The sequence below is a fragment of the Thalassotalea sp. SU-HH00458 genome (assembly GCF_040362795.1).
Taxonomy (GTDB): domain Bacteria; phylum Pseudomonadota; class Gammaproteobacteria; order Enterobacterales; family Alteromonadaceae; genus Thalassotalea_H; species Thalassotalea_H castellviae.
Map to the genome: position 1 here is coordinate 26,289 of NZ_BAABWW010000007.1, position 12,249 is coordinate 38,537.

The 12,249-nt window shown below is 35.9% G+C and carries 10 protein-coding genes; 4 read left to right on the plus strand and 6 right to left on the minus strand.

The genetic code is table 11. The features are described 5' to 3' along the window. Positions 1–89 precede the first annotated feature (89 nt). The 6 genes from glyS to dnaA all read right to left on the minus strand — a co-directional run bounded on the left by glyS (position 90) and on the right by dnaA (position 9,398). Complete coding sequence (gene glyS / locus ABXH06_RS11805; protein ID WP_503012498.1) at positions 90–2,159, minus strand: glycine--tRNA ligase subunit beta; 2,070 nt, start codon at positions 2,157–2,159, stop codon at positions 90–92. 4 nt (positions 2,160–2,163) lie between these two features. Next, a complete protein-coding gene (gene glyQ, locus ABXH06_RS11810) occupies positions 2,164–3,078 on the minus strand; it encodes a glycine--tRNA ligase subunit alpha (RefSeq protein WP_353518351.1) in 915 nt (304 codons plus the stop codon). Between the two features lie 282 nt (positions 3,079–3,360). Then, entirely contained in the window at positions 3,361–5,805 is a 2,445-nt protein-coding gene (gene gyrB / locus ABXH06_RS11815) for a DNA topoisomerase (ATP-hydrolyzing) subunit B (RefSeq protein WP_353518352.1), read from the minus strand. 10 nt (positions 5,806–5,815) lie between these two features. Beyond that, positions 5,816–6,901 (minus strand): DNA replication/repair protein RecF, encoded by a 1,086-nt coding sequence (gene recF, locus ABXH06_RS11820; RefSeq protein ID WP_353518353.1) that lies wholly within the window; start codon positions 6,899–6,901, stop codon positions 5,816–5,818. Beyond that, entirely contained in the window at positions 6,902–8,005 is a 1,104-nt protein-coding gene (gene dnaN / locus ABXH06_RS11825; protein ID WP_353518354.1) for a DNA polymerase III subunit beta, read from the minus strand. Between the two features lie 28 nt (positions 8,006–8,033). Further along, positions 8,034–9,398 carry a chromosomal replication initiator protein DnaA gene (dnaA, locus tag ABXH06_RS11830; RefSeq protein ID WP_311581979.1) on the minus strand — a complete coding sequence of 455 codons (1,365 nt, stop codon included), beginning with the start codon at positions 9,396–9,398 and terminating at the stop codon, positions 8,034–8,036. A gap of 456 nt (positions 9,399–9,854) precedes the next feature. Here dnaA and rpmH point away from each other — a divergent pair, with 456 nt between their 5' ends. Genes rpmH through yidC form a run of 4 tightly spaced genes read left to right on the plus strand, consistent with a single transcriptional unit; the run spans position 9,855 to position 12,241 of the window. Continuing rightward, positions 9,855–9,989 (plus strand): 50S ribosomal protein L34, encoded by a 135-nt coding sequence (gene rpmH, locus ABXH06_RS11835; RefSeq protein WP_033080930.1) that lies wholly within the window; start codon positions 9,855–9,857, stop codon positions 9,987–9,989. 39 nt (positions 9,990–10,028) lie between these two features. Next, positions 10,029–10,382 carry a ribonuclease P protein component gene (gene rnpA, locus ABXH06_RS11840; RefSeq protein WP_353518355.1) on the plus strand — a complete coding sequence of 118 codons (354 nt, stop codon included), beginning with the start codon at positions 10,029–10,031 and terminating at the stop codon, positions 10,380–10,382. Then, on the plus strand, positions 10,352–10,600 hold the full coding sequence (gene yidD / locus ABXH06_RS11845) for a membrane protein insertion efficiency factor YidD (protein WP_311581990.1): 249 nt from the start codon (positions 10,352–10,354) through the stop codon (positions 10,598–10,600). Before rnpA ends, yidD begins: the two co-directional genes overlap by 31 nt. Positions 10,601–10,606: 6 nt before the next feature. Further along, positions 10,607–12,241, plus strand: a complete 1,635-nt coding sequence (gene yidC / locus ABXH06_RS11850) for a membrane protein insertase YidC (RefSeq protein ID WP_353518356.1) — start codon at positions 10,607–10,609, stop codon at positions 12,239–12,241. The last annotated feature ends 8 nt before the right edge of the window (positions 12,242–12,249 follow it).

Below are 12,249 nucleotides of genomic sequence, written 5' to 3' on the forward strand. Positions count from 1 at the left end.
TACACAATTATATTTACCTAATAAAAAAAGGTAGCACGCTATAAAACTAGCTTGCTACCTTTTCTTTTAAGTCGGTTGTTTAACGTGAATTAACTTTGTAGTAATGAAATATCTGCAATCGCTAAAAAGCTATTTCTAATCTCATTCAGTAAAGTTAAGCGGTTAATTTTAACTTGTTCATCATCTGCCATAACCATGACACTATCAAAAAACATATCTATCGGTTGTTTAATTTGAGATAACTCAGATAAAACCGCTTTATAATCTTTTGCCGCTTGTAATGGTTTCACTTTTTCGCTGATGGCAGTGAACGTTTTAGCTAAATCAGTTTCAGCCTGTTCAGCTGCTAAAGCTGGTTTAAATTCTGTAAATAATTCACCGCTAAATTTAGCAAGTATATTACCAACACGCTTATTTGCTGCCGCTAAAGTTTCAGCCTCTGACATCGACTTAAAGTGATTAACAGCAGAAATACGTTTGTCAAAATCCAACGGCGCTGTTGGAGCATTTGCTAACACCGCTTGAATCACATCAACTGAAATATTTTGTTCTTGATAATGTGCTCTAAAGCGACCCAATACAAAATCGATAACATCTTGTTGAGTATTTTCATTAGCTAATTTGTCACCGTATAAGGCAATACTTTCAGCAACTAATGTTTCAATATCTAAATCTAATTGTTTTTCAATGATGATACGAATTAAACCAATGGCGGCTCTTCTAAGTGCAAAAGGGTCTTTATCCCCTTTTGGTGGCTGATTAATACCAAAAATACCCACTAGCGTATCGATTTTATCTGCTATCGCGACAGAGCAGCCAATGTTCCCTTCCGGTAAGCTATCACCAGCATATCTCGGACGATATTGATCTTCCAAGGCTTGGGCCACCGCTTGCTCTTCGCCATCATGAATAGCATAGTATTTACCCATAGTACCTTGTACTTGAGGGAATTCTAAAACCATATCACTCATTAAATCTGTTTTACTTAACAATCCTGCTCGATAAGCTAACTCAGCATTTTCATCGACCTGTTTCGCGATATATTGACTTAATTGAGCAATCCGCTCTGATTTAGCTTTTAACGTGCCTAATTGTTTTTGAAACAAAACTGACTCTAAACTAGCTAATCTAGATTCAAGCGATTGTTTTTTATCTGTTTTGAAGAAAAATTCGGCATCGGCAAGTCGAGGGCGTATTACTTTTTCATTTCCAAAGATAACTTTTTCTGGGGCTTTACTTTCTATATTTGCGACAAAAATAAACTTATTAATTAACTTGCCTTGTTTATCATTCACCGGAAAATATTTTTGATGGTCTTTCATCGAATAAATCAAAGGTTCAGCCGGAACTTGTAAAAACTCTTCATCAAAAGTACCGACTAATGTCACTGGCCACTCAACTAAGGCAGTTACTTCATCCAATAAATCTTGATCAATCAACGCATCTACCGCTAACGTTTGCTCAGTTTGTTTAATTTGCTCAATGATAAGTTGCTGTCTTTCTTGATAATCAGCGATAACAAATGCTTTTTTCAAAACAGCTTCATAATCATCGGCATGCGTCAAAGTCACCATACCTTCATGATGAAAACGATGACCTTGTAATAAATTATTTGATGATACACCTAAAGTTTCACCATTGATCACTTTATCAGCGTACATCATTGTTAAGGTATGTACTGGTCTGATAAATTGAATACGTTCGCTACCCCAACGCATCGGTTTTGGTATAGGTAATTTATTTAACGCATTACTCACCATTTCTGGAATAAGCATATCTAGCGTTTGACCGGTTTGAACAGCTTTATGTAATAACCATTCACCTTTATCGGTTTTTAACCGTTGTGCTTGTTCAATGGTAATGCCATTTGAACGTGCCCAGCCTAAAGCCGCTTTGCTTGGCTCACCTTTCTCATCAAACGCTACATTAATCGCAGGACCACGTTTCTCAATCTCTTTATCTTGTTGCTTATCCACTAAACCAGTTATCTTGACAGCAAGACGTCTCGGAGAAGCGAACCAGCTAGCGTCTTCATACGCTAAGTCAGCCGATTGTACCTGTGATGTAATTTGTTCAAAAAATATTGTCGCTAAGTTTTTGAGCGATTTTGGTGGTAACTCTTCCGTACCTATTTCTATTAATAATGTATCTTTCATAATCCTATTATCCTCGCTCATCTGACTTTTTACACATTGGAAAGCCTAGTTCTTCACGAGTTGCATAATATGCTTCTGCACATGCTTTCGATAAAGCACGTACTCTTAAAATATAACGTTGGCGTTCTGTTACTGAAATAGCATGTCTTGCATCTAGTAAATTAAATGCATGAGATGCCTTCATCACTTGTTCATAAGCGGGTAATGCCAAGCCTGCTTCAATCAATTTTTGGCTGTCTTTTTCACACTGGTCAAATTGTGCAAACAATGCATCTACATCTGCATGTTCAAAATTATAGGCTGATTGCTCTACTTCATTTTGATGAAATACATCACCATAAAGTACTTTACCCATTGGTCCATCTGTCCAAACTAAATCATAGATGCTATCCACGTTTTGAATGTACATTGCTAAACGTTCTAACCCATAGGTAATTTCGCCAGTGACAGGAGTACACTCCAAACCACCAACTTGTTGGAAATAAGTAAATTGCGTAATTTCCATGCCATTTAACCAAATTTCCCAACCTAAACCCCACGCACCCAATGTTGGTGATTCCCAGTTATCTTCAACAAAACGAATATCATGAACTAATGGATCAATACCTAATTCTTTTAACGAATTTAAATACAGTTCTTGAATATTTTTGGGTGACGGTTTTAACATTACTTGAAATTGATAATAATGTTGCAGACGATTTGGGTTTTCACCATATCGGCCATCTGTAGGACGACGACATGGTTGAACATAAGCACTACTAATTGGTTCAGGTCCTACAGCACGTAAAAACGTCATAGGATGAAACGTACCAGCACCTACTTCTAAATCTAATGGTTGAACAATGACACAACCTTGACGTGACCAATAATCTTGCAATTGCAAAATTAAACCTTGGAATGTTTTACTATTAAACGTGCTCATGATTTTCCGATTTTTTACTGGTTAAAAATTTTCTTGCGCTAGTATACCGTTTGTCTGATTAATCGCCTAGGTACCTAAGCAATTTTCTCGAGTTATTACTCAATTTAGGCACCAAACTTTTTGATGTCCGTTCATAGTGTTAGCGCATTTTTCTATATCACTATAATTTTATAGCTTTTGTTATCCTAATTTAGATAGTTTATAAGCCATTTGTTACTTTCTTTACCAAAAAGAAAAAGAGCCAACACGGCTCTTTTTTAATTCAACTGACTGATATATATACTATATATCTAAATTCGCCACTTTCAAGGCGTTATCTTCAATAAAGTTTCTACGTGGCTCTACATGATCACCCATCAAGGTATTAAATAATTGATCAGCCGCGATAGCATCTTCAATAGTCACTTGTAGCATTCTACGTGTTTCAGGATCCATGGTAGTTTCCCAAAGTTGATCTGGGTTCATTTCACCCAATCCTTTATAACGTTGAATATATTGTCCACGTTTTGACTCAGCCATCAACCAATCTAATGCTTCTTCAAAAGTCGTCGCATAGTTAACTTTTTCACCACGTTTAACATAGCCACCTTCTTCAATTAATCCGTTAATTGCTGAATTTAAGGCGATAATTGAACCAAATTCTTTTGAATCAATAAATTCAAAACTACAATTATATTCTGTATCAATTCCGTGTTTACGAACAATAAAGCTCGGATAATAGACGTTGCGTTCACTATCTTGTTTCACTACCACAGAATAAAGTGAACCATTACCGTCTTGGTTATCTAACTGAGCAAGTAAGTTTGCTGTCCATGCTTCTACCTTAGCTTTATCAGCAAAATCTTCTACATTGATCGTTGAGCTGTATATCATTTTTTCTAAGATATCAGCAGGTATCTGTCTAGATAATCTTTTGATTGTTGCCGTTACATCTCTAAATTGATTCACCAATTTTTCTAATGCAGCTCCAGCAATTGGTGGAGCAGATTCGTTGACATGAATGGCCGCATTATCTAACGCTAATGTTGTTAAATATTCTGTTAAACCATCATCATCTTTTATATAGCGTTCTTGCTTACCTTTCTTCACTTTATAAAGTGGTGGTTGCGCAATATAAATATAACCCCTTTCCATTATCTCAGGCATTTGACGATAGAAAAATGTTAATAACAAAGTACGAATGTGAGATCCATCGACATCAGCATCGGTCATGATAATGATACTATGATAACGTAATTTATCCGGATCATATTCATCTCGACCAATACCACAGCCAAGCGCTGTGATTAACGTTCCTACCTCTTGTGAAGATATCATTTTATCAAAGCGTGCTTTTTCTACGTTTAATATTTTACCTTTCAACGGTAAGATGGCTTGGTTTTTACGATTTCGTCCCTGCTTAGCTGAGCCGCCAGCAGAGTCCCCTTCCACAATATAGAGTTCAGATAATGCAGGATCTTTTTCCTGACAATCTGCAAGTTTTCCAGGTAAACCTGCAATATCTAATGCCCCTTTTCTTCGGGTCATTTCACGTGCTTTACGTGCTGCTTCACGAGCTCTTGCTGCATCAACTATTTTCATAATAATTGTACGAGCAACGGCTGGCTTTTCTAATAAGTACTCACCTAATTTTTCACCCATTGCTTGCTCAACGGCAGTCTTAACTTCAGAAGAAACTAATTTATCTTTGGTTTGCGAAGAAAATTTCGGGTCTGGAACTTTCACTGAAATAACAGCTGTTAAGCCTTCACGTGCATCATCACCTGATGCGCTTGTTTCTGTACTACCGCCTTTCTTGGTTTTATTTAAACCTTCTTTAACCATGTAGCTATTTAACGTTCTCGTTAATGCTGTACGGAAACCACTTAAATGGGTTCCACCATCTTTTTGTGGAATATTGTTCGTAAAACAATGAATACTTTCTTGGAAGCCATCATTCCATTGCATAGCAACTTCAACAATAATTCCATCTTCACGTTCTAAATCAAAGTAAAAGATTTCTTCATTCACTGCTGTTTTATTGGTATTAAGGTAATCAACAAACGCTTGAATACCACCATCAAAATGGAAGTGGTCTTCTTTACCTTCTTCTCTTTCATCAATTAACCGAATTGAAATACCAGAGTTTAGAAATGATAATTCACGAATTCTTTTTACTAATAAGTCGTAATGAAAAAGTGTATCAGAGAAAGTTTCAGCACTTGGCCAAAATCTTACTTCTGTACCTGTACGTTCACTCTCACCAATAACGGCCAATGGTGCTTCAGGTTCACCTGCTTGATAAATTTGCTCATAGAGTTTCCCGCCTCTTCTTATATTAAGTTTTAACTTACTACTTAAAGCGTTTACAACGGAAATACCAACACCATGAAGACCACCTGATACTTTATAGCCAGAATCTTCACCACCAAATTTACCACCAGCATGTAATACTGTCATGATAACTTCTGCAGCAGAAACCCCTTCTTCTGGATGCATATCGGTGGGAATTCCACGTCCATCATCTTTTACAGATACAGAACCATCTAAGTGGATAGTCACAATAATATCACTACAATGACCTGCTAACGCTTCATCTATAGAGTTATCCAACACCTCAAAAACCATATGATGTAAACCAGTGCCATCATCCGTGTCACCAATATACATACCAGGTCTTTTTCGAACTGCATCAAGTCCTTTTAAAACTTTAATACTATCCGAGCCATATTCATTTTCTATTGTCATAGCGTTTAGCCTACTCAATCATTGCTTTAATTTGTCCATGTTCCACGTGAAACATGTTGTAATTATTATCGTCTGGAATTAAAGGTTCCAGTGCGACCCTATCAATTGCCGATATTATCGTTTGACAATTTAGTTGCTGATAAGCTAAAAACATAGCTTTTCGTGAACTATGATCTAGTTCAGCACCTATATCATCAATCAGTAAAATTGGCTTTATTCGTTTAACTTGTTCAATCAATTTAGATTGTGCGAAAGTTAACGCGAGCAAAAACAACTTTTGTTGTCCTCTTGATAAACGATGTTCGATTGAAGCATTATCAATTAAAAACCGTATATCAAATTTCTGTGCACCATATAAAGAAAAACCCTTTTCTAATTCTTTATATTTGTTTTCTTGTAATATGTCAGATAATTCTTTTTTATTATTCCAACCTTGTAAATATTGAATTGAAATATCTTTCCCATAAGTGGGTAACATAATTTTCAACCAATAATGTAATTCTTGCTTTAAGCTTTCTATGTAGCCTTTTCTTAATGAAGCGATATTTTCAGATAGCCGGCAAAATTCATCTGTCCAGTAATCCAATTGTTCTAAACCTAGCTTTGTTCTCAAACAAGCATTTCTTTGTTTATAGACTCTTTGAAACAATTTCCATTCAGATGAAAAAGAATGTTCCACGTGAAACAATCCTAAATCTACAAATTTTCTTCTTTCTTTTGGACCACCAAAAAACAATTTAAAACTTTCAGGCGTTACAATTTGAACTGCTATATTCTTCGCTAAATCAGAAAGTTTAGAAGATGCTAAACCGTTAATCTTGATTTTGCTTTCACCAAGTTTATTTCTTTGTATACCCAATTGAGTATTTTCATTTGATTTAACACTGATAATAAAATCATCAAAGCCATTTTGAATTAAACTATCAACCTTACTTGTTCTAAATGATTTACCGTGACCTAAATAAAATAAAGATTCTAATAAGCTACTTTTACCACTACCGTTATCACCAACTAAAAAATTTAAATCTGAATGTAGCGATAATTTATTGGAAGCTAAATTTCTGAAATTTATAGTGTGTAATTCTTTTACAGACATTTACAAACGCATTGGCATTACAACGTAAATTGCTTCACCGGAGTTTTCGCCTTCAATAACGACACTACTGTTTGCATCAGCTAGAGTAAATTTAACAACAGGATCTTTAATGGCATTTAAAACATCAAGCACATAGTTTACGTTAAAACCAATTTCAACTTCCTCATAAGGAAACTCTATTTCTATGACTTCTTCCGCTTGTTCTTGTTCAGGGTTGTTCGCGGTAATTTTTAACTCTGAATTAGCAAAGTTAAGTCTAACCCCTTTAAACTTTTCGTTAGATAAAATAGACGCTCTTGATAAAACTTGCTTAAGCTGGTCTTTATCCGTGTTTAAAATTTTATCACCGTTTCTTGGTAAAACTCGACGATAATCAGGAAAACGACCATCGACTAGTTTACTGGTAAACGAGAACTCATTATCAATAATTCGAATATGGTTAGACCCTAAAAATACTTGAACGTCTTCTTCGACAGGATCAAGTAAGCGAATAATTTCTAAAATACCTTTACGGGGAACAATCACTTGCCGATTTGGCAATTCAAGTGATTCATTAGCTAGCTTACAAATAGCCAATCGGTGACCATCTGTTGCGACAGAACGTATTTCAGTACCTTCTGTTTCAATGGACATACCATTTAAATAGTATCTAACATCTTGATTAGCCATTGAAAAATGTGTGCTTTCAATAAGACGTAATAACTCTGATTTACACAGTTTAAATTCCACGTCACCTTTCCATTGTTCAATATTAGGAAAGTCAGTCGCCGGTAGCGTAGATAAGGAATATTTACTTCTGCCTGAAGAAATCGTCACTGTATCGTTATCAGATTCAAAATTAATTAAAGAACCTTCAGGTAAACTTTTACAAATATCGAGTAATTTTCTCGCAGGAATTGTTAATTTACCATCTTCACCTTGGTTTTCAACAACCGCGTAAGAGACCATTTCAAGCTCTAAATCAGTAGCTGTTAAAGTAAGTGACTGTTCACTTACATCAAGCAAAATATTACCCAAAATAGGTAATGTGCTTTTCCTTTCTACTGCTCCAGAAACGAGTAATAAAGGCTTTAATAATAATTCTCTGTTTAATGAAAACTTCATTGGTTACCTACTGTTCTTAACCTTATTATTAGGATGAAAGAGTTCTAGTCAAGTTAGAATAATCTTCTTTAATGTCGTGGGATTCTTCGCGTAAATCCTTTACCTTCCGGCAAGCATGCAACACAGTTGTATGATCTTTACCGCCAAATGCATCACCAATTTCAGGTAAGCTATGGTTTGTTAATTCTTTAGATAATGCCATTGCTATTTGTCTAGGTCTAGCAACAGATCTATTTCTTCTTTTTGAAAGTAAATCAGCCACTTTGATCTTGTAATACTCAGCAACAGTTTTCTGTATGTTATCGATAGTAACTAACTTATCCTGTAAGGCAAGTAAATCTCTTAACGCTTCTTTAACAAAATCAATATTAATTGCTCTACCAGTGAAATTTGCATTAGCAATAACACGATTAAGAGCACCTTCTAATTCTCTCACATTTGAACGTAATCGTTTAGCAATAAAAAAAGCAACTTCATCGGCCAAATTAATATGACTTTCTTGGGCTTTGCGTTTAAGTATTGCAACACGAGTTTCAAGCTCAGGTGGTTCAATCGCTATCGTCAGGCCCCAACCAAAACGAGATTTAAGTCTATCTTCTACATCAACTTCTTTAGGGTAACGATCACTGGTGAGAATGATTTGTTGATTACCCTCAAGCAAAGCGTTAAAGGTATGAAAAAACTCTTCTTGAGTACGGTCTTTTCCGGCAAAAAACTGAATATCATCGATTAATAGCGCATCAACACTGCGATAGTATTGTTTAAACTTTTCCATGGCATTATTTTGTAGCGCTCTTACCATATCTTGAACAAATCGTTCTGAATGCATATAAGCAATTTTGGCATTAGGTTTATTGAGCAAAATACCATTACCAACCGCATGTAATAAATGAGTTTTACCTAATCCTGTTCCGCCGTAAATAAATAAAGGGTTATAAGCAGAGCCAGGGTTATCGGCTACTTGAGACGCGGCAGCTCTGGCTAACTGATTAGATTTACCTTCAACGAAATTATCAAAAGTATAATTAACTCTGACATTGGTTTTTTTGGGGATATTCGGCTCAGGATCTATATTTTGTTGTGGCCTACTCTCTCTCATAGAAGGAGCAAAGTGACTCTCGTTGTTAACTGGAGCAGGTGCTACTTTTGGTATACTTCCCACGTCAAAACGTAATAAAGGCGGATTGCCATTTTCTTCAAATGAAACTAATTCAGTGATGCGTGCAACATATTTATCACGCACCCAATCAAGTACAAACCGATTAGGTGCATATAAGGTCATAATATTATCATCGATCACGCATTGAAGTGGGCGGATCCACATACTAAATTGTTGAGCAGGAAGTTCTTCTTGCAAAATAGAAAGGCAACGTTGCCACAAAGAGTGATCCAAGAAAAGCTCCTAGCTGATTTAATGCCAACAATTTTCGAAAAAGGTAGGCTTTAATAATGTTATTTTTATTTGATAAGGCATTATCTCTTTAGTTATCCACAACTTCAACAGGTGTCTGAAAAATAAATGACACCTCAGGCGAAACAAACACTTAACACTTTGATTAAAAACATAATATTTAACTTATAATTTATTAACACTAAAATATAATAGATAGAATAAATTACTATTTAGAACCATAAAAAGGACAAATAATCAACAACATGATCTAATTTTGTTATCAAACTGTGGATAGTAATGTGATCACACAAAGATCATTAAAGGATCTTTTGATATTATATTGATATTAGCCGTTGACAATTATTCCTATAATGTATAGAATTCTGCCTCTTTTTTAGACCCAGTGTGCTCAAAACGGCGGTTATGCCAGGGCAACAACAACCGACGGATAGCGTAATGAAAAGAACATTTCAACCTAGCGTATTAAAACGTAAGCGTAATCACGGATTCCGTGCTCGCATGGCAACTAAAAACGGCCGTGCTGTAATTGCACGTCGTCGTGCTAAAGGCCGTGCAAGTCTTAGCGCTTAAACTTTTTGTTGAATCATCAATAGAAAGCAGGTAACCCAAATGGTTACTTACGAATTTAATCGGGAGTCACGTTTGTTGACTCCCGGTCAATTCCAAACAGTATTTACAAAACCTCTACGTTTTGGCTCTAATCATATTACTGTTCTCATAACACCCAACCCAGAAAAAACTAATCGCTTAGGTTTAGCTATTGCTAAAAAACGCGTTAAATTAGCGGTTCAACGCAATAGAATTAAACGTCAAATACGAGAAAGTTTTCGACTTAATCAACACAACTTACCAGGCATAGATATGGTAGTAATGGTTAAATCGGGTACTGACAAGTTAGATAACCAAGAAATTAGACGACAATTAGAAAAAATATGGCGAAAAATAATTCAACGCCACAATTAATAGCAATATCACTCGTAAAAGCCTACCAACGTTGGCTTAGCCCACTGCTTGGCAACAATTGTCGATTCACTCCAACTTGTTCTTTTTATGCCATTGAAGCAATAAATCGCTTTGGTGTGATAAAAGGTAGTTGGTTAGCAGGCAAACGTATACTAAAATGCCATCCATTAAATGCGGGTGGAGAAGATCCCGTACCACCACTAAAAAAAGAGAAATAACATATTATGGAATCTCAACGCAGTTTTCTGTTCATTGCGCTTATGGTAGTAACTTTTTTACTCTACCAACAATGGCAGCTTGATCATGCCCCTGTGCAACAACCGGTAGCGACTAATCAAGTAGATTCGTCGGTTCCAAATACATCTTCAAATGATGAATTTGTTCCAGTATCAAGCACAGCAACCACCCCTGTTGTTAAACCAACAACCTCAAGCGCCGCTTTGGTAGAAGTCACAACTGACGTATTAAAAATTAAAATTAATACTCAAGGTGGTGATATAGTTGAAGCAACCTTACTCGATTATGAAACAGAGCAAGGCAGTGGTGTTCCCTTTACCATGTTACAAAATGGTACCTTTAAATATATCGCACAAAGTGGGTTAACGGGTGCTCAAGGCATAGATAGAGTGGTAAAAGGTCGTCCAATTTATCAAGTTGAGTCAAACCACTATCAATTAACAGGTGAAGAGCCTCTCGTCATTGATTTAAGCTATGTTGCAAACAATGGCTTATCTGTTATCAAGCGTTTTACCTTTGAAAAATCAAATTATAAAGTTAACGTAGATTATATAATTGATAATAATTCTGACGCAGCTGCAAGTATTGAATTATATGCACAGTTAAAACAATCTTCATTAGTTGATACATCAAGTGCCTTAATACCCACTTATCGTGGCGCAGCATACTCAACAAAAGAAGAACGTTATGAAAAATATGATTTTGAAGATATTGCTGATGCAAACTTAAACGTTACCACCCAAGGTGGTTGGGTTGCTATGTTACAGCATTATTTTGTTTCATCGTGGATCCCGAATCAAACAGAAGCCAATTTGTTGTATACCAGTTTCACAAGTAATCAAGATGCTGTGATAGGTTTTAAATCACCTGCTTTAATTATTGAGCCAAAACAACAAGCTACTGCTTCGGCAAGCTTTTATGTAGGTCCAAAAGATCAAGATGCGCTAGAAAAAATCGCTGATGGATTAGACTTAACTGTCGATTTCGGTTTCTTATTTATGATCAGTTCACCGTTGCACTGGTTATTACTTCAAATACAAGCACTAGTGGTAAACTGGGGCGTGGCAATTATCATTATTACCATTATTGTGAAAGGTGTGATGTACCCGCTAACGAAAGCGCAATATACCTCAATGGCAAAAATGCGTGAACTAGCACCGAAAATGGCGCAACTAAAAGAACGATTTGGTGATGATCGCCAAAAAATGTCTCAAGCTACCATGGAAATGTATCGAAAGGAAAAGGTCAATCCAGCTGGAGGTTGTTTACCTCTGCTTATTCAAATGCCTATTTTCTTAGCCTTATATTGGGTATTTTTAGAAAGTGTTGAATTACGCCATGCAACTTTTGGCTTATGGCTACAAGATTTATCATCAAAAGACCCTTACTACATTTTGCCGGTATTGATGGGGGTAAGTATGTTCATTATGCAGAAAATGCAACCAATGACCGTACAAGACCCTATGCAGCAAAAAATAATGCAGTACATGCCTGTTATGTTTACTATCTTTTTCTTCTGGTTCCCATCAGGCTTAGTATTATATTGGTTAGTCAGTAATGTTATTTCTATCATTCAAATGAAAATTATATTTGCGGGCATAGAAAAAAAGAAAGCGAGCTAACGAAGTAA